The sequence below is a fragment of the Phreatobacter oligotrophus genome, from assembly GCF_003046185.1.
In the GTDB taxonomy this organism is placed as follows: Bacteria; Pseudomonadota; Alphaproteobacteria; order Rhizobiales; family Phreatobacteraceae; genus Phreatobacter; species Phreatobacter oligotrophus.
On the sequence record NZ_PZZL01000001.1, the window covers coordinates 161,827 to 180,342 of the forward strand.

The following is an 18,516-nucleotide window of genomic DNA, read 5'->3' on the forward strand; positions in this document are numbered from 1 at the left end:
GTGATGCCGGATCAGCCGCGCGACTTGCCCCAGGAGGCGCTCGCCTGGACCATGCTGGGCAGGTCCGGCCGCTGGGCCATGGCGGGCGCGTGCGGAGGCAATTCCGGCATCCGCCCGCCCGCCTTCTCGACCAGGGCCTGCACCCGCTTGGTGATGGAGGGATGGGTCGAGAACAGGTCGGCGAAATCGTCCGGATCGTTCTCGAAGCACATGTCCATGATGCCGGAGGGCACGCCCTCGATGTCGGCGCGGCCGGAGATCTTGAGCAGCGCCGAGATCATCGCGTCAGGGTTCTTGGTCAGTTCCACCGCCCCGGCATCGGCGAGATATTCGCGCGACCGCGACAGGGACAGGCGCACGACCACGGCGAGGATCCAGGACACCACGACCAGCGCCACGCCGATGAGGACGACGACGAGGGCGCCGCCGCCCTTGCGGTCATCCGACGAGGAGCGGATGCCACCGCGCAGGAACATGCGGAAGACGAGCTCGCCCACCAGCGAGATGACGCCAGAAATGACCACGGCGATGATCATCAGCTTCACGTCGCCGTTGCGGATATGGGTGAGTTCGTGGGCGAGGACCGCCTCGATCTCCCTGTCGTCCAGCGTCTTGATGAGGCCCGTGGTGACGGTGATGGTGAACTGCTTCTCGTTAACGCCCGAGGCGAAGGCGTTGAGCGCGTCGCTCTCCAGCACCATCAGCTTCGGCGTCGCCATGCCGCGGGAGATGCAGAGGTTCTCCAGCATCCGGTGCAGCTTCGGCTGGTCCACGGCCGTTGCGGGCGCAGCGCCGGTCATCGAGCCGATGAGACCGACATTGAACCGGTAGCCGATGAACACCCAGACCGCGGTGGCCGCCGTGACGAAGGGCAGGGCGATCACGAAGACCCGGAAGGTCTCGCGCCAGACCTCGGCGGTCAGGTGATGCGCCGACATCCCGTAGCCGATCAGGATGACCCCGAAGGTCAGGAGATAGGCGAGCAGGAACAGCCCGGCCAGCAGGAAGCCCGACCGGATGCGGTTGTTGCGGATATGGCCGTAGAGCCCATAGGCCTCGCCCAGCATGGCCTTGTGTCCGGTCAGAACTTGACGGTCGGCGCCTGTTCGATCTGCGCCCGCGTCTCGGCGCCGACATCGAAGAACTCGCGCGGCGTGAAGCCCATGGCGGGCGCGAAGAGCACGGCCGGGAAGGCCTGGATGGAGGCGTTGAACTCGCTCACCGCATTGTTGAAGAAGCGGCGGGCGGCGGCGAGCTTGTCCTCGACATTGCCGAGATCGACCTGGAGCTGCTGGAAATTGGCGCTGGCCTTGAGGTCGGGATAGGCCTCGCCCAGGGCGAGGAGCCGGCCGACGGCGCCGGAGAGCTGCTGCTCGGCGGCGGCCTGCGCGGCCGGGCCCTGGGCGCCCTGCGCGGCGTTGCGGGCAGCGATCACCGCATCCAGCGTCGACTTCTCATGGGCGGCGTAGCCCTTCACCGTCTCGACGAGGTTGGGGATCAGGTCGTGGCGCTGCTTCAGCTGCACGTCGATGTCGGCGAAGGCCTGGTTGACCCGCTGCCGGAGCCCGACCAGGCCGTTATAGACGAAGATCACGTAGATCGCGGCGACGACGACGATGCCGAGGATGGCCCAGCCCATGACGGTCTCCTGTTCAAGGTTCGGGCTGAGGGTCTCGCAATCCCGTGTTTCAGGTCAATGTCGAGCCTGGCCCGATATGGCGAGGCCCCGGACACTCTCGCGCCGGGGCCTCTCAATATGTCAGTCGGCCTGTAAGCCGGGTTCTGTGGGGCGGGATTGCTCCCGCGTGACGGCCATTCCTCTAGGCGGCCGATTGCTCGGACGCTCTGGCAACCTACCCGGACGACGGCGCGGATCCACGCCCGGGGTTGCCCCCTGTCGTCCCTATTCGGTTTTGCTCCCGGTGGGGTTTACCAAGCCGCTTCCGTTGCCGGTCGCGCGGTGGGCTCTTACCCCACCTTTTCACCCTTGCCGGGGCAAGCCCCGGCGGTTTCGTCTCTGTGGCACTGTCCCTGGGGTCGCCCCCGCCGGACGTTATCCGGCACCGTGGTTCCGTGGAGCCCGGACTTTCCTCCCCCGCACCCTTTCGAGCGTTGCGGCGGCGGCCGTCCGGCCGGCTGACCGGGCGGTGCATGGGGCCTCCCCACCGGTCATGTCAAGCTGCGCCCCCCGCATCACGCGGACTCGCGCCCTTTCGGTGCGCCGGGGCTGGCATTGGGAGATGCGGGCGCCGGCGGGTCGCTCGCCGGGAACGAATCCTTCAGCGCCTTGTCGAGAAGGGCTTCGTTCTCGCGATGGGCGGTCGCGTTGGCCGCCTTCGGCATGGCGGGCCCCTTGCCGGCGATGGCCTCGTCGAACTCGCGGGTGCCTTCCCGCTGGAGCGCAGCCGGGTCCTTGGCCGGATGGGTGATGGTGGTATCGGCCTCGTTGGCCATGGATCCCTCCTTTGTCGTCAGCGAGAGGAACCCGCGGGCGCGGCGCAGGTTCCGCGACCTTTGAGGGGCCGCGGGCCTCTGCTAAGCCTCGGGGCCCACCCATGAGGTCCCCATGCCCTCGCAGCTTCTCGCGCCCCTCTTCGGTTCGCCCGCCATGGAGGCGGTCTGGTCGGACGAGGCGGCTGTCGTCGCCATGGTCGCCTTCGAGACGGCGCTCGCCGCCGCGCAAGCAGAGGCCGGCATCGTGCCGCCGACCGCCGCTGCCGCCATCGCGGCCACCGATCCCGCTGCGCTGGATGTCGCGGCGCTTGCCGAGGCCGCGGGTGTTGCCGGCAACACGGCCATTCCGCTGGTGAAGATGCTCACGGCGCTTGTGACGACCGCCGATCCGGACGCTGCCAAGTGGGTCCATTACGGCGCCACCAGCCAGGACGCGATGGATACCGGGCTGGTGCTGCAGCTGCGTGAGGCCTTCAAGGTCATCGAGGCCGATCTCGCCCGCGCCATGGCTGCCGCGGCAACCCTCGCCAGGGCCCATCGCGACACGCCCATGGCGGGCCGCACCTGGCTGCAACAGGCCCTGCCCATCACCTTCGGCCTGAAGATGGCCGGCACGCTCGATGCGCTGATGCGCCATCGCGACCGGCTCGCCGAAGCCCGCCCGCGCATCCTCAGCCTCCAGTTCGGCGGCGCTGCCGGCACGCTCGCCTCCCTTGGCGACAAGGGGCCGGAGGTCGCCCGCCTGCTGGCCGGGCGCCTCAACCTGTCGCTGCCCGACACGCCCTGGCACGGGCAGCGCGACCGCATCCTCGAAGCCGCAAGCCTCATGGCGGGTCTCGTCGCGACCTCGGCCAAGGCCGCCCGCGACGTGGCGCTGATGATGCAGACCGAAATCGGCGAGGTGCTGGAGCCGGCGGCCCCCGGCCGTGGCGGCTCCTCGACCATGCCGCACAAGCGCAACCCCGCGCTCTCCGCCACCATCCTCGGGGCGGCGGGCCTGGCGCCGCAGCTCCTGGCCACCATCGCCGCGGGCGGGGCCGGCGAGCACGAGCGCTTCGCCGGCGGCTGGCAGTCCGAATGGCTGGCGCTGCCCGAACTCGCGCGCCTCACCGGCGGCGTGGTCGCGAAACTCGCGGAACTGCTGGAAGGGCTGGAGGTGAAGCCCGAGCGCATGGCCGCCAATCTCGCCGCCACCCGCGGCCTGCTCATGGCCGAGGCGGTGCAGATGGCTTTGGCGCCCGACCTCGGCCGCCTCGTCGCCCATGACCGAATCGAGGCGGCCTGCCGCACGGCCGTGGCCGAGGGCAGGGACCTCATCGACGTGCTGGCGGAGGATCCGCAGATCACCGCCCATGCCGGCCGCGATCGCCTCGCGGCGCTGCTCGACCCGGCGCACTATCTCGGCGCGGCGGGGACCTTCGTCGACCGGGTCTTGGCGCGGTACGCGGGCATCGGCAGGGACTGAGTCCTGCCACCCCTGGACCCCCTTCCCCTCGCTTCGCTCGGCCGGGGGTGACGGGAGGAGGCTCAGCGGAGGTCAAGACTGGGGAGAGGGGCGCGCATAGCGCTTCGAGCCACCCAAACGGCACGACGCCGGTTTGCAGGACCGGACGTCAGCCCCCGTAGAGCCCCTTGTAGGTATCGCGCAGGACGTTCTTCTGCACCTTGCCCATGGTGTTGCGCGGCAGGTCATCGACGATGATGACCTTCTTCGGCAGCTTGAACTTGGCGAGCCGCGCTTCCAGCGCCTGGAGGATCGCGCCCGCGTCGAGCTTCGCGCCCGGCACCGGCACCACGACGGCGGTGACGCCCTCGCCGAAATCGGGGTGCGGCACGCCGATGACGGCGCTCTCGAAGACGCCGGTCATGCCGTCGATCTCGGTCTCGACCTCCTTCGGATAGACGTTGTAGCCGCCGGAAATCACGAGATCCTTGCCGCGGCCGACAATGTGGACGTAGCCCTGCTCGTCGATCTTGCCGAGGTCGCCGGTGATGAAGAAGCCGTCGGCGCGGAACTCCGCGGCGGTCTTCTCCGGCATCCGCCAGTAGCCCTTGAAGACATTGGGGCCCTTCACCTCGATCATGCCGATCTCGCCCTTCGGCAGCTCGGCGCCGGTCTCCGGCTCGGTGACGCGCAGCGACACGCCCGGCAGCGGGAAGCCCACCGTGCCGGCGATGCGCTCGCCGTCATAGGGGTTCGAGGTGTTCATGTTGGTCTCGGTCATGCCGTAGCGCTCGAGGATCGACTGGCCGGTCTTCTCGCGGAAGGCGCGGTGCGTCTCGGCGAGGAGCGGGGCTGAGCCCGAGATGAACAGGCGCATGTGGCGGGTGGCGCCGGGCGTCAGTCGCGCGTCCTGAACGAGGCGGACATAGAAGGTCGGAACGCCCATCATGGTGGTCGCCCGCGGCAGCAGTTCGAACACCGTGTCGGCATCGAACTTCGGCAGGAACAGCATGGAGGCGCCGGCCATCAGGATCGTGTTGGTGGCGACGAAGAGGCCGTGGGTGTGGAAGATCGGCAGGGCGTGCAGCAGCACGTCGTCGCGGGTGAAGCGCCAGTAGTCCTTCAGGGTCAGGGCGTTCGACGCGAGATTGTCATGCGTCAGCATCGCGCCCTTCGAGCGCCCCGTCGTACCGGAGGTGTAGAGGATGGCGGCAAGGTCATCCGCGCCGCGCGACACCGTGTCGAAGACCGCCGGCAGGCCCGACGCCTTCTGCCAGAGCGAGCCATCCCTGCCCCGCCCGAGCGTCTCCACGGCGGGGACGCCGGTCTTGGCCGCGACCTCGGCGATGCCGTCGCGCTTGCTGGGATCGCAGACGACGAGGGCCGGCTCGGCGTCGGAGAGGAAGTACTCGATCTCCGCCAGGGTGTAGCCGGTGTTCAGCGGCAGGAAGACGGCGCCGGCCCGCACGCAGGCGAGATAGAGGAAGATGGCGCCCGGCGACTTCTCGACCTGCACGGCCACCCGGTCGCCCGGCTTCACGCCGCTCGCGACCAGGGCATTGGCGAAGCGGCCGGTCGCCGCGAAGAGGTCGTCATAGGTGAAGACCGTGCCGTTGTCCGTCTCGATGAAGGTCTTGCCGGGGTCGGTCGCATAGAGGCGGACGAGGTCGTAGAGATGGTTGGCCATGATGGAACGCGGGTCTCGGCTGTCAGGCACGCTCAGGGGAGGGCGGACCATGCCGCATCCCGTCCCTCAGGTCGAGAGGGCCGTCAGCTGGCGGCGAGCGCCTTGGCGAGATGCTGGGCCGGCAGGCTGACGCGGACCTGCGTGCCGGCGCCGGGCTTGGAGCGGATCGTCAGCGCGCCGCCATGGAGGTCGACGAGCTTCTTGACGAGGGCGAGGCCCAGCCCGGTCTCGCTGCCGTCATTATCGCGCTCGGCGAGCGGGTCGAGGGCCTCGGCCAGCTGGCCGGGCGAGACGCCGCCGCCCGAGTCCACCACATCGATGACGAGCTCGCCCCCGGGGCCCTGCTTGGCTGAGAAATTGACCATGCCGCCCCGCGGCGTCGCATCGATGGCATGGGCGACGAGTTCGCCCATGATCTTGCGCATGGCAACCGCGTTCGCGCCCATGCCCGCAACCTCGGGCGTCCAGACGACGCGGAAGCGGATGGCCTTCGATTCCGCCCGCGGCCGGTGCAGCAGGTTCATCTCGCCGATGAGCTTTTCCATCGGCGCAAGATCGCCGGCAGGCGGACCCTCGATGGCGGAGGCCTGGGCATAGTCGAGCACATCGGCGAGACGGCGGGCGAGGCGGGCCGATTCCTCCCGTGCCGCCTCGATCAGCGCGTCGATGTCGCCCTGGTCACGGCTGGAGGCCGCCCGCCGCGCCATGAGGTGCAAGCGTTCGATCGGCTGGCGGAACGTCCGGCCGAGGAGCCGCAGGATGCCCGAGCGCACGCCCTTGAGGTTTTCCACCGCGATGAGGGCGCGCGCCACCTGGTCGGTGAGGAAGGCGACCTCGCGGTTCACGGCCTCCAGCTTCTCGTCCTTCTCCTGCATCTCGGCGGAGAGGCGGGCATTGAGGTCGTTGGCCTGGTCGGCTGCGGCCTCGGCCAGGCTCAGCTTCTCCTTCACGCCGCGGATCTGGGCGTTGAAGATGTCGATGGCGCGGTTGTACTCGCGGGCGATTTGGCCGAGCTCGCCGTCGGCATCCGCCTCGAGATAGAGGAAGGACTTGCTGTTGAGCTGCAGCGCGCCGAGCTGGCTGACCAGCATGGCGACGTCGGTCGTCATCGCATGCTCGGTGACATTGAGGCCGATGCGCTCTTCCTCCGGCGTCACCCGGAGGGCGAGGACCTGGCGGAGCGCGTAGCCGCAGCCCGCCATCACCGCGATCGCCCAGCCCGTGAGGGCAAGGAGGCCGGCCAGCTGGATCGCCAGCATCACCGGCAGGTCGTCGACCATGCAGAAGGCCACGGCGCAGACGCCAACCGCACCGCCGAAGAGATGGGCCGAGGCCATGCCGAGGGCATCGTCGATGCGCATGGCCTCCAGGAGACGGCTGCCGACCAGTGCCGCCGCCGCACCGGCGACGCCGGCGAGGACCGCGCCGGCCGGGTGCATGAGATGGGCCGCCGCCGAGGCCGCGACGACGCCGGCCAGCGCCGCCTGGATGATATGCACCACCGTGACCTGGCGGGGGCGGATCTGGTTGGCGATGAAGGCGGCGAGGATGGCTGCGGCGCCCGACAGCGCGAGGTTGATGACGGTGGGGGCGACGGCATGGCCGCCCGCCATGGCCTGCGTTACCGCGACACCGAACCAGCCGAGCCACAGCAGCATCACGCCGAGGGCGGCGAAGGGAAAGCTCTGGCTCTGGACGATGAGGGTGCGGCGCGACCCCGAAAAGCGGCCTGTGCGCGGGCCGACCACCCAGGCTGCGGCGAGGGCCGCAGCGCCCGCGGCGGCATGGATGGCGCCGGCCCCCGCAAGGTCGATATAGCCGGCGGCCTTGAGCCAGCCGGGCGCCGCCCCTTGCGCGAAGGCCCAGTGAACCGTGACCGGCACGACCGCCACCGTGAAGACCGCGACGAGGGCCGCATAGCCGCGCAGCGTCGCCCGCTCGGCGAGGGGTCCGGACAGCACGGTCGCGGCAGCAGCGACGAGCGTGGTGGCGAGGATGAGATCGGCGCCGCCATCGGCCGGCAGGAAGGGGCCGCCACCGGCAAAGGCGCCGCCGGCATTCATGATGCCGAAGCCGACGGCCCAGGTGGCGAGCACGGTGATGGCGATCTGCACCAGCGCCTTGGCGGCGGCATTGACGCTGTGCTTGGCGCGCACCAGCCCGCTCTCGAGCGTCACATGGCCGGCCATCACCAGGCTGACGCAGGCGATGACGAGAAGCGGCAGGACGAGATCGGGCGGCGAAGCTGCCATGAACGAGACCGGGAGCGAGGCACGGCGCCCGCGGTTTCACTCTGGGGTGGTGTGGTTAACGTGAAGTTACCACTGCCTGAAAACATCGCGATCAGAACCGCTTAAATGCGGTGTCAGTGCTCCGTCGGCACGATTGCACGATGCTGGGCCCGCCAGTCGCGCGGCCTGACGAACTCGCCGGCCCACAGCCCCCGCCGCGCATCCCGCGCCGCCGCCTCGTCCTGGTAATAGGCGCCGAAGGCCACCGCATGGCCCGCCAGCACCTGGGCCCGTCCCAGGTCCACCACGTCGACCCGGCAGATGGCGACGGTGCGGCCATAGCGGTCGATGTCGCGGCGCTCGCAGGTCAGCGGCTGGCCGGCTGCCAGGGCAATCAGCGAGCGATGGGCCTCGCGCCCGCAGCGCACCTCCCGGCCGTCGCGCTGGCAGCGCTGCGACAGCTCAGGCGCGTCGATGCCCCAGAGCCTGACCTCGACCCCGGCGACGACGAGGCTGTCGCCATCGATGATCCGCGCATGGCCGGACACGGTGCGCGGCGAGCCCGCCTTGCGCCAGGCATGCTGGACGACGAGCGCGGTGATGCCGGCGACCGCCGCCAGCAGCCAGAGAAAGCCGGTCTGGGGCCGCAGGCTGCGAAAGCGCGAGAAGCGCAGGAGGGCGGGCACGGTCATGGCGCGGTCGAGGCACGGGGTGGGCCGATCGGGCGGTCCAGGTCGAGCGGACGGAATCGGCGGCACAGTCTGTTCATGTTTCGTTTACCATGGATGTCGACCCGCCGTTAATCAAGCTCTGCCACATTTCGACCTCGGTTGACGTTACGTTGCGTGGAGAGGGCCCGCGGATGGGCATGGAGGGGGCAGAGGGGCAGCCGGACGAGCGGCAGGCCGAGCGCGCTCGCCAGCACGCGCAGAACCGCAAGCGCACGCTGCGTCAGGTTCGCGATGCCCGCGACCGCCTCACCTCCACCACCGGCAACAAGCGCTCCTTCGACTACGAGCTGATGCGCGCCTTCGCGCAGAACAAGCTCTCCGCTGCCCTCGCCATCGCCCTCATCGCTGCCGCCACCGGCTGGGTCGCCGGCTGGGTGACCAATCCCGCCATGGGGGCGGGGGCCGCTCTCATCGTCATCACCGCCCACGGCTTTTGCGTCCTCGTCTCTCGGTCCTTCCTCAAGGTGCCGCCGGACCGGGCCGACCTGCGCTCCTGGCGCCTGCGCTTCGTCGTCGCCGAAACCATGCTGGGTCTGTCGTGGGTGCTCGCCTTCCTCGTGGTGATGCGCACCGAGGTGCCGGAGGCCAGCACCTTCCTGCTGGTCGGCATGCTCATCGTCGTCGCCGTCTCGGCGATGATCGGCTCGACCGTTCCGGTGGCGACCTTCGCCTCCTCCCTCCCGGTTTCCTGTCTGGTGGTGGCCTATTTCCTGCTGATGCACGGCATGCAGGGCGTGGTGCTCGGGGCCATCGCGCTGGGCACGCTGATGTTCTTCGCCATCATCTCCGCGCGGCTCTACCAGACCAACCTCGCCACCATCGAGGCCCGCGCCGAGAAGGATGCGCTGATCGGCGAGCTGGAGACCGCCAAGACCAATTCCGACGAGGCGCGGCGCAATGCCGAGATGGCCAACATCGCCAAGTCGCAGTTCCTCGCCCAGATGAGCCATGAACTCCGCACGCCGCTCAACGCCATCCTCGGCTTCTCCGAGGTGATGAAGGGCGAGATGTTCGGCCCCCATTCGGCGCCGCAATATGCGGAATACGCCAATGACATCCATTCCTCCGGCCAGCACCTCCTGTCGCTGATCAACGAGATCCTCGACCTCTCGCGCATCGAGGCGGGCCGCTACGACCTCAACGAGGAGGCGATCACGCTGTCCTACGTGGTCGAGGACTGCCATCACCTCCTCAAGGTGCGCGCCAAGAACAAGGGCGTCGCCATTGTCGAGCGGTTCGAGCCGGACCTGCCGAAGATCTGGGCCGACGAACGCGCCGTCCGGCAGATCGTCCTCAATCTCATGTCCAACGCCATCAAGTTCACCCCGGCGGGCGGCGAGATCACGCTGAAGGTCGGCTGGACGGCCTCGGGCGGCCAGTATGTCTCGGTGAAGGATACCGGAGCCGGCATTCCGGAGGACGAGATCCCCATCGTCCTGTCGAATTTCGGCCAGGGCTCCAACGCCATCAAGAATGCCGAGCAGGGCACCGGCCTCGGCCTGCCCATCGTGCAGGGCCTCGTGACCATGCATGGCGGCACCTTCACGCTGAAATCGACGGTGCGCATCGGCACCGAGGTCACCGTGACCTTCCCGTCGGAGCGCGTGATGGAAGCCCTGCCGGCCATCGCCAGCCCGGCGACCAGCCCGTCGGGCACGCCCCTGCCGATCGTCATGGAGCCGGCCGCGGTTCCGGATGCGCCCAACGTTACCGCCCTGCGCCGCGCCCTGTTCGGCCCGAGGCGCTGATCCTCCCCCGTCTGGCCGGTTGACCCTGGCGGCTTCGCCATGACCATCCTCCCCGCCGAAACCGGCGCCTGACAGCCGGTGCGCGGGAGGACTATGCCATGAAGCTCTACGACACGCCGGTTGCGCCGAACCCGCGCCGCGTCCGCGTCTTTCTTGCGGAGAAGGGGATCGACATCCCCAAGGTGACCGTCGACCTCGGCAAGCTGGAGCAGAAGAGCGAGACCTATGCCGCCATCAATCCGCGCCAGAAGACCCCGGCGCTTGAACTCGACGATGGCTCGATCCTCTGCGAATCCATCGCCATCTGCCGCTATATCGAGGCGCTGCACCCCGAGCCCAACCTGTTCGGCCGCACGCCGAAGGAGATCGGCGAGATCGAGATGTGGTCGCGCCGCATGGAGCTGAACCTCCTCGCCACCATCGCCGCGGCCTTCCGCCACCTGCACCCGGCCATGGCCACGATGGAGGTGCCGCAGGTGAGGGAATGGGGCGAGCTGAACAAGTCCCGCATCATCGGCGAGCTCGCCTTCCTCGACGGCCACCTCAAGGGCCGCGACTATGTCTGCTGCGACCGCTTCACCAATGCCGACATCACCGGGATGATCGGCATCGACTTCCTCAAGCCCGCCAAGGTCGCGGTGCCCGACGAGATGGTCGAGCTGAAGCGCTGGCACGCCGCCATGGCGGCACGGCCGAGCGCCAAGGCCTGAGGCGCGCCGATGGCGGGGGAGGGGAAGCCACTTGCGGACCTCACCGCCGCCATCGCGGCCTGCCGCATCTGCCGCGACGCGCCGCGCGGCGCGCCGCTGCCGCACGAACCGCGGCCCGTCGCCTGGCCCTCTCCGACCGCGCGCATCCTCGTCGCGGGCCAGGCGCCCGGCATCCGCGTCCACGCCTCCGGCAAGCCCTTTACCGATCCCTCGGGTGACCGGCTGCGCGCCTGGATGGGGCTCGACGAGGCGGTCTTCTATGATCGCTCGCGCGTCGCCATCGTGCCGATGGGCTTCTGCTTTCCCGGCCATGACGCCAAGGGCGGCGACCTGCCGCCACGGCCCGAATGCCGGATCGCCTGGCACGACCGGCTGATGGCGGCCATGCCGGCGGTGGACCTCGTGCTGGCCATCGGTGCGACCGCGCAGGCCTATCATCTCAGGCGGCTTGGCCTCGGGGCGCTCATGCGGCCGACGCTCGGCGAGACGGTGCTGGATTGGCGGACCATTTTCGACGCCTGCGCTGCCCCCCGCGTCCTCGTCCTGCCGCACCCGTCCTGGCGCAATTCCGGCTGGCTCAACCGCAATCCGTGGTTCGCCGCCGACCTCCTCCCCGTGCTGCGGCAGGAAATCCGCCGACGCTTCTGAAGCCATACCGCAGCAACGTGCCTGCCCTTCGGTGTCGGTCTGTATTTCGTCTTGCTTCGCGGGCAGAGTGCAGGTCCTCGGGTTGGGCGATATGTCACACGGGAAGCGCAGATGAGCATGATCAAGCGGTGGATGGGCCTGCTGGTCCTCGCCTTGGCTGTCACAACCGGCGGGCAGGTGGCCCGCGCCCAGGCGCCAGCTGCGAGCGAGACCCGCCTCGCCCTGGTGCTCGGCATCGGTGCCTACCAGACCAATCCCGTGCCTTCGGCGCTGAACGATGCCGGGCTCGTCGCGCGCACCCTGCGCGACCTCGGGTTCTCCACGACCGAGGGTGCCGATCTTCCGCAGGCCGAGCTGCGCCAGGCCATCGCGTCCTTCGTCCAGCAGGTGCGCGATGCCGGGCCGGACGCGGTTGCGGTCGTCTATCTCTCCGGCGTCGGCCTGCAGCACGACAGCGACAGCTATCTCCTGACGACCGACGCGGTGATCCAGCGGGAGAGCGACGTGCCGCTGGCCGGCATCCGCCTCAACGACCTGACGCGGGCTCTCGGCGCCATCCCCTCACGCGCCAAGGTCATCCTGCTCGACGTGTCGCGCCAGCATCCCTTCGCCGATGTCGGCCCGCCGGTCCGCGCCGGCCTCGGCCTCCTCGACGCGGGCCCGTCCATGGTGATCGCGTCGGCCGCCGCCGCCGGTGCCGTCTCCGCCCCCAATGAGGCCTCCTATGGCCATTTCGCTTCCGCCCTGGTCGAACAGCTCGCGTCGCCCGGCCTGCCGGTCGATCAGGCCGTCGCGCGGGCGCGCCTGCGCGTTCACCAGCTCACCAATGGCCGCGACACCCCTTGGGAGGTCTCGACCCTGACGCCGCCGACCCCGGTTCTCAATGCCGGTTCCGAGGCGACGGGCTCGACGCCGCCCCCGCCGCCGCCGGCCGCAGCCCGGCCGATGGAGGGCCTCTCGGCCCAGGAGGCCTATGCGCTGGCGGTCGAGCGCGACACGATCGAGGGCTACCAGGCCTTCCTGCGCGTCTTTCCGACCGATCCCCTGGCCCGCCGCGTCCAGCGCCTGCTGGCCGCCAAGCGCGAGGCGCTGGTCTGGCGCCGCACCATCCGCACCAATTCCCCGCAGGCCTACTGGACCTATCTGAGGAGCTATCCGCGGGGTCCCCACGCCGAGGAGGCGCGCCTGCGCCTCGCCCGGCTGTCGGCGCCCCCCGTGCCTCCGCCGGCCTTTGATGTCGTGGTCTATGACGACATCCCACCGCCCCTGCCGCAGGTGGAGGTGGTCTATGTCGACGACTACTGGGAGCCGGCGCCGCCCGCCTTCTACGACGAGGTCATTGTGGCCCGCGAGGTCTGGCTGGGGCCGCCCGTGGCGCCGGTCTATGTGCTGCCGCCGCCACCGCCGCCGGTCTGGGGCGTGCTGCCGGTGGTGGGCGTCGCGGCGCTGGTCGCGGCTCCGATCATCATCAACCGTTTCGTGCGGCCGCCGCGTCCTCCCGTGGTGCTGCCGCCGCCGCCGACCTTCGTCGGACGCCCGGTTGGCTTCCCCGGAGGTCGCCCCGGTCCCGGTCCCGGCTTCACCGGCCCCGGATCGGGTCTGCGCCCCGGCGTGGTGCCAGGCGGACGGCCGCTTCCGGGCTCGCAGGGCGGCACCGGCCTGCCGCCGAATGTGCGGCCCGGCATCGGTGGTCCGGGCCAGCGCCCGGGCTTCGTCCCCGGCCAGGGCGGCCCGGGTGCCGGCCGGCCTGGCGTTGGCGGGCCGGGTCCCGTCGTGCGTCCCTTCCCCAATCGTCCCGGCAATCAGGGCCCCGGCCTGGGAACCGGCGGACCCGGCGGCCGTCCCGTCGTGGGAGGCCCCGGTGGGCGACCCGGCGTCGGTCCCGGCGGCCGTCCGCGTCCTGACCTCGGTGGTGGCGGCGGTCGCCCGCGTCCCGATTTCGGCGGTGGCGCCGGCCGCCCACGTCCCGATTTCGGCGGCGGCGGCGGTCGCCCGCGTCCGAACTTTGGCGGTGGTGGCGGCGGCCCGCGTCCGAACTTCGGCGGTGGCGGCGGTGGTCCGCGTCCGAACTTCGGCGGTGGCGGCGGTGGTCCGCGTCCGAACTTCGGCGGTGGCGGCGGTGGTCCGCGTCCGAACTTCGGCGGGGGCGGCGGTGGTCCGCGCCCGAACATGGGCGGTGGCGGCGGTGGCCCGCGTCCGAACTTCGGCGGTGGCGGCGGCGCGCGTCCCAGCGCCGGCGGCGGCGGCGCTCGTCCCGCACCGCGCCGGCCCGGTGAGCGGCGCTGACGGCTCATCCCGTCGACATGACAAGGGCCGGTGCAATGCACCGGCCCTTCGCATTCAGGAACAATGGTGGGGCGCGCGAGCGGACCCTGTGGTCCGTCTCACATCACTTGCGCTCGAGGCGGGCGAAGAGGCTGGACGTGTCCCAGCGGCCGCCGCCCATGGTCTGGACCTCGGCGTAGAACTGGTCGACCAGCGCCGTGACCGGCAGCTTGGCGCCATTGCGGCGGGCCTCGGCGAGGCAGATCGACAGGTCCTTGCGCATCCAGTCGACGGCGAAGCCGAAGTCGAACTTGTCCTGGTTGATGGTCTTGTAGCGGTTCTCCATCTGCCAGGAGCCGGCGGCGCCCTTGGAGATGACGTCCACCAGCTGCTCGATGTCGAGGCCGGCCTTGCGGGCGAAATGCAGGCCCTCGGAGAGACCCTGCACCAGTCCGGCGATGCAGATCTGGTTGACCATCTTGGCGAGCTGGCCGGCGCCCGGACCGCCGAGGCGGCGGCAGGCGCGGGCGAAGGCCATGATCACCGGCTCGGCGCGGGCGAAGTCACCCTCCTCGCCGCCGCACATGACGGTGAGCACGCCATTCTCGGCGCCGGCCTGACCACCGGAGACCGGCGCGTCGACGAAGCCGAGGCCGAGGGCCTTGGCCTTGGCCTGGAGCTCCCGCGCCACATCGGCCGAAGCCGTGGTGTTGTCGATGAAGACGGCGCCCTTCGCCATGGCCTGGAACGCGCCGTCGGGACCGATCGTGACGGCGCGCAGGTCGTCGTCATTGCCCACACAGGCGAAGACGAAGTCCTGGCCGGCAGCGGCCTCCTTTGGGGTGCGGGCGGCGGTGCCGCCATGCTGGGCCACCCAGGCCTCGGCCTTGGCGAAGGTCCGATTGTAGACCGTCACCTCGTGGCCGCCCTTGGCCTTGAGATGGCCGGCCATGGGGTAGCCCATGACGCCGAGACCGAGAAACGCGACTTTCGCCATGACCTGAAGCTCCGCTGATGCCCGCCAATTGAGGGACGCTTACCATCCCCGCGGCGGGCGGCAGGTCAAGCCTTGAGGGTCTGCGAAAGCGCCCGAAGACCCCCTTATACGTACAAATACGTATCCATGCGAAAATCTAACCCCGCACAATCAGCAATGCTGGCATGCGTCTGTGAATTATGGTTCTGTCGCCGCCCACGAGTCCGGCCAACGGACCGCTGTTCGATCAGTTGCGGGATTAAAGAGGGAGACCTGAGCTCATGGAGCGCCGCACTTTCATCAAGACCGCCTCGGTGGCTGCCGCCGCATCCGCCGTCGCCGCCCCGGCCATCGCCCAGACCGCCCCCGAGGTGAAGTGGCGCCTGACCTCGTCCTTCCCGAAGTCGCTCGACACGATCTATGGCGCCGCCGAGATCTTCTCGAAGGCGGTCGCGGAGATGACCGACAACCGCTTCCAGATCCAGGTCTTCGCGGCGGGCGAAATCGTCCCCGGCCTGCAGGCCATGCAGGCGGTCCGTGACGGCACGGTCGAGGCCTGCCACACCGCCTCCTACTACTATGTCGGCATCGACCCGACCTTCGCCTACGGCACGGCGATCCCGTTCGGCCTGAACTCGCGCATGCAGAATGCCTGGCAGTTCCAGAACGGCGGCATGGAGCTGATGAACGCCTTCTATGCCAAGCACAACATCTACGCCATTCCGGCCGGCAATACCGGCTGCCAGATGGGCGGCTGGTTCCGCAAGGAAATCCGCACGCCGGCCGACCTCAACGGCCTGAAGATGCGCATCGGCGGCTTCGCCGGCCGCATCCTGCAGAAGCTCGGCGTCGTGCCGCAGCAGGTTGCCGGCGGCGACATCTACCCGGCGCTCGAGAAGGGCACGATCGACGCGGCGGAGTGGGTCGGCCCCTATGACGACCAGAAGCTCGGCTTCAACAAGGTCGCGCCGTTCTACTACTATCCCGGTTGGTGGGAAGGTGGGGCCATGCTCCACAACATGTTCAACGTGGCGCGCTACAACGCGCTCCCGGCGAACTACAAGGCGATCCTGCTCAACGCCTCGCACCATGCCCACACCTGGATGCAGGCCCGCTACGACGCGCAGAACCCGGCGGCCCTCCGCCAGCTCGTCGCCGCCGGCACGCAGCTGCGGCCCTTCTCGCTCGAAGTTCTCGAGGCCTGCCTCAAGGCGACCAACGAGGTGAACGCCGAGACCGCTGCCGCCAACGCGGACTTCAAGCGGATCATGGATCACGCCAACGCGTTCCGCGGCGAGCAGTATCTGTGGTGGCAGGTGGCCGAGTACACCTACGACACCTTCATGATCCGCTCGCGCGCCCGCGGCTGACACCCGGCGACGCCAGAGAACAGGCCCCGGCGGAGCGATCCGCCGGGGCCTTTTTTATTTGCACCTGACGTTGAACGTCATGGCGGCGCCTTCAGCGGGCGTTCATCCGGTGCCTGCACACCATCGTCCATCGATCCTGGAGGATGAGCGATGCGGGCCATGGCGGTGATGGTGATGGGATTGGCGATGACGCTGGCAGGCGGCGAAGCGGGAGCACAGACGCGCGTCAGCTTCCCCAATTCCGCCGGGGTCGAGATCGTCGGCCGGCTCTTCCTGCCGGCGGGAAGCGGCCCCTTTCCGGCGGTGATTGCCCTGCATGGCTGTGGCGGCAGCAACAATTCCCGCGGTGAACTCGTCCGCCGCGAACGCGACTGGGCGGATCGCTGGGTCGCCGCCGGCCATGCCGTCCTGCTTCCCGACAGCTTCTCCTCCCGCGGCCTCGGCGCGCAGTGCACGGTCGCCGACCGCGAGGTGCGCCAGAGCGTCGAGCGCGTGCAGGACGTCCTTGCCGCCCGCGCTTTTCTCCAGGCCCGCCGCGACATCCGCCCCGAGGCCATCACGCTGGTCGGCTGGTCCAACGGCGCGGGCACAGCCCTCTACGCCATCAGCGCACGCAACCGGCCAACCGACGGGCGTCCCGACTTCCGTCGCGCCATCGCCTTCTATCCCGGCTGCCGCAATGTGCTCGCCCGCGGCATCGCCCCGCGCCTGCCGCTGACCATCCTCATCGGCGATGCCGACAACTGGACGCCGCCCGGCCCCTGCCGCGACTACGTCGCCATGGCGCGCGCGGCCGGCGCGAGCGCCGACATCGTCACCTATCCCGGCGCCTATCACGGCTTCGACGCCCCGGATCTGGCCGTCCGGGAGCGCCGCGGTCTCGCCTTCACCGCCGATGGGTCGGGGCGCGCCATGATCGGCACGGACCCGGCGGCGCGCGCCGATGCGATCAGCCGCGTCGGAGCGCTTCTCGCGCGGTGAGGGAGCTTCAGGGGCGGTAGCCCGGCGGCTGCTTCAGCCAGGGCTGCTGCTTGATCTCGCTGCGGCCGAACTCGAACAGCGCGTTCATGTAAACGGGGTCGAAGGGCTTCTCGTAGGGCACGGTGAAGCGGCTGGAGATATAGGCGAGGTTGAAGTCGACATTGTCGCGCCGCGTCATCAGGTACATCCGGTAGATGTCGCCGATGGCGTTGGACGTGATCATGGTCGAGATCGACCGCGCCGCGATGGGCAGCAGCCCGCGCTTCACATCCTCCGAGAGCTCCTGGGTGCGGCCGTTGCGGATGATCCAGGCGGTTCGCTGCGTGCGCCGTGCGAAGGCGGGCGCCTCGCGCAGCGGCGCGTTGCTCGGATAGAGGAACACCTGGGTGGTCGCGCCGCCGTCGACATGCATCTCCTGGCGCCGCGCGCCGTTGACGGTCACGTCCATCATCACCGGCGGGAAGGCGCCGGGGATGGAGGCCGAAGCCAGCAGGATGTCGCGGATGGCCTGGACCCGGGCCGGATGGTCGCTGGCCGCGATGGCGCCGATGTTCCAGGCGATCGGCTGGCCCTGGTCGAGATTGGTCGTGCCGATGAGGAGGATCCGGCCCTTCTGATATTCGCCGGCGATCTCCGCCACCATCTCCGGCGTGACGTAGGAGGCGATCAGGTTGGCGAGCGGCCGGCTGTCTGCCACCGAGTCAGACCCGATAATGGTCAGGATCGGCAGGATCTGGGCGATGTTGTCGCGCTGGACCGTGGTGTAGACCGCCTTCAGCTGCTCGTCGTAGCGGCTGCCGAGGAAGGCGAAGGGCGCGGTCAGCGCGCCGGTCGAGACGCCGGTCACCAGGCGGAAGGACGGCCGTGTGCCACGCTCGGTCCAGCCATAGAGCAGGCCGGCGCCGAAGGCTCCGTTCTCGCCGCCGCCGGAGATCGCGAGCATGTGCTCGACCGTGCCGCCACCGGCCATCAGCCGCCGCCGTTCAGCCGCGACGAACATGGCCGCCAGGGGAGCCGGGTCGCCGTTGAGGGCGAAGCGGGCGTCGGGAATGCCGAGGAAAATGGCCTCGCGGGCGACTTCCCGCGGCACGGCCTCGAGGCGCGGCTGGTAGGCGCAGCCGGCCAGGGCGAGTGTCGCCGCCAGGAGCGCGGCTGTCAGGACGCGGGGGATCGTCAGGCGCATGAACCACTCCGTGGCCCAACCGTTACCGGCCTCACGTGGCGGCGTCTAGGGCGCAAAGCACACGGGCCGCGACGTGGTCGCGGCCCGG

General features: G+C 69.8%; 15 protein-coding genes and 1 other RNA gene. 7 read left to right on the top strand and 9 right to left on the bottom strand.

The annotated features are described in order from the left end of the window. Positions 1 to 11: 11 nt before the first annotated feature. From C8P69_RS00805 to C8P69_RS00820, 4 genes are all read right to left on the bottom strand, one after another. The gene (locus tag C8P69_RS00805) at positions 12 to 1,067 is read right to left on the bottom strand and encodes a M48 family metallopeptidase (RefSeq protein ID WP_108173964.1); all 1,056 of its coding nucleotides are present in this window, start codon (positions 1,065 to 1,067) and stop codon (positions 12 to 14) included. Between the two features lie 14 nt (positions 1,068 to 1,081). Then, a complete protein-coding gene (locus C8P69_RS00810) occupies positions 1,082 to 1,639 on the bottom strand; it encodes a LemA family protein (RefSeq protein WP_108173965.1) in 558 nt (185 codons plus the stop codon). Positions 1,640 to 1,755: 116 nt separating this feature from the next. Beyond that, positions 1,756 to 2,140, bottom strand: an RNA gene (gene rnpB, locus C8P69_RS00815) — RNase P RNA component class A. Between the two features lie 53 nt (positions 2,141 to 2,193). Then, a complete protein-coding gene (locus tag C8P69_RS00820) occupies positions 2,194 to 2,454 on the bottom strand; it encodes a hypothetical protein (RefSeq protein ID WP_108173966.1) in 261 nt (86 codons plus the stop codon). A gap of 112 nt (positions 2,455 to 2,566) precedes the next feature. Between C8P69_RS00820 and C8P69_RS00825 the strand changes: the two genes are divergently transcribed. After that, positions 2,567 to 3,919, top strand: coding sequence for a 3-carboxy-cis,cis-muconate cycloisomerase (locus tag C8P69_RS00825; protein ID WP_108173967.1), 1,353 nt, complete (start codon positions 2,567 to 2,569; stop codon positions 3,917 to 3,919). Positions 3,920 to 4,067: 148 nt separating this feature from the next. Here the strand turns inward: C8P69_RS00825 and C8P69_RS00830 are convergent, their stop codons facing one another. The 3 genes from C8P69_RS00830 to C8P69_RS00840 all read right to left on the bottom strand — a co-directional run bounded on the left by C8P69_RS00830 (position 4,068) and on the right by C8P69_RS00840 (position 8,508). After that, positions 4,068 to 5,585 (bottom strand): malonate--CoA ligase, encoded by a 1,518-nt coding sequence (locus C8P69_RS00830; RefSeq protein ID WP_108173968.1) that lies wholly within the window; start codon positions 5,583 to 5,585, stop codon positions 4,068 to 4,070. Between the two features lie 83 nt (positions 5,586 to 5,668). Beyond that, on the bottom strand, positions 5,669 to 7,837 hold the full coding sequence (locus C8P69_RS00835; protein ID WP_108173969.1) for an ATP-binding protein: 2,169 nt from the start codon (positions 7,835 to 7,837) through the stop codon (positions 5,669 to 5,671). 113 nt (positions 7,838 to 7,950) lie between these two features. Further along, positions 7,951 to 8,508 carry a thermonuclease family protein gene (locus C8P69_RS00840; protein WP_108173970.1) on the bottom strand — a complete coding sequence of 186 codons (558 nt, stop codon included), beginning with the start codon at positions 8,506 to 8,508 and terminating at the stop codon, positions 7,951 to 7,953. A 176-nt stretch (positions 8,509 to 8,684) separates the two neighbouring features. On the opposite strand from C8P69_RS00840, the gene C8P69_RS00845 reads away from it, so the two are divergent. The 4 genes from C8P69_RS00845 to C8P69_RS24375 all read left to right on the top strand — a co-directional run bounded on the left by C8P69_RS00845 (position 8,685) and on the right by C8P69_RS24375 (position 13,939). After that, on the top strand, positions 8,685 to 10,295 hold the full coding sequence (locus C8P69_RS00845) for a sensor histidine kinase (protein WP_170118080.1): 1,611 nt from the start codon (positions 8,685 to 8,687) through the stop codon (positions 10,293 to 10,295). Positions 10,296 to 10,393: 98 nt separating this feature from the next. Beyond that, on the top strand, positions 10,394 to 11,005 hold the full coding sequence (locus tag C8P69_RS00850; RefSeq protein ID WP_108173972.1) for a glutathione S-transferase family protein: 612 nt from the start codon (positions 10,394 to 10,396) through the stop codon (positions 11,003 to 11,005). Between the two features lie 9 nt (positions 11,006 to 11,014). Beyond that, positions 11,015 to 11,653: a uracil-DNA glycosylase family protein gene (locus C8P69_RS00855; RefSeq protein ID WP_108173973.1), complete on the top strand. Its 639-nt coding sequence runs from the start codon at positions 11,015 to 11,017 to the stop codon at positions 11,651 to 11,653. A 111-nt stretch (positions 11,654 to 11,764) separates the two neighbouring features. Beyond that, complete coding sequence (locus tag C8P69_RS24375; RefSeq protein WP_170118081.1) at positions 11,765 to 13,939, top strand: caspase family protein; 2,175 nt, start codon at positions 11,765 to 11,767, stop codon at positions 13,937 to 13,939. A 103-nt stretch (positions 13,940 to 14,042) separates the two neighbouring features. On the opposite strand, the gene C8P69_RS00875 is transcribed toward C8P69_RS24375, so the two are convergent. Further along, positions 14,043 to 14,915 carry an NAD(P)-dependent oxidoreductase gene (locus tag C8P69_RS00875; RefSeq protein ID WP_108173974.1) on the bottom strand — a complete coding sequence of 291 codons (873 nt, stop codon included), beginning with the start codon at positions 14,913 to 14,915 and terminating at the stop codon, positions 14,043 to 14,045. A gap of 260 nt (positions 14,916 to 15,175) precedes the next feature. Between C8P69_RS00875 and C8P69_RS00880 the strand changes: the two genes are divergently transcribed. Further along, the gene (locus C8P69_RS00880) at positions 15,176 to 16,264 is read left to right on the top strand and encodes a TRAP transporter substrate-binding protein (RefSeq protein ID WP_108173975.1); all 1,089 of its coding nucleotides are present in this window, start codon (positions 15,176 to 15,178) and stop codon (positions 16,262 to 16,264) included. Positions 16,265 to 16,414: 150 nt separating this feature from the next. Next, positions 16,415 to 17,245, top strand: a complete 831-nt coding sequence (locus tag C8P69_RS00885) for a dienelactone hydrolase family protein (RefSeq protein ID WP_108173976.1) — start codon at positions 16,415 to 16,417, stop codon at positions 17,243 to 17,245. A gap of 7 nt (positions 17,246 to 17,252) precedes the next feature. On the opposite strand, the gene C8P69_RS00890 is transcribed toward C8P69_RS00885, so the two are convergent. Continuing rightward, the gene (locus C8P69_RS00890; RefSeq protein WP_108173977.1) at positions 17,253 to 18,428 is read right to left on the bottom strand and encodes a patatin-like phospholipase family protein; all 1,176 of its coding nucleotides are present in this window, start codon (positions 18,426 to 18,428) and stop codon (positions 17,253 to 17,255) included. Positions 18,429 to 18,516 lie beyond the last annotated feature (88 nt).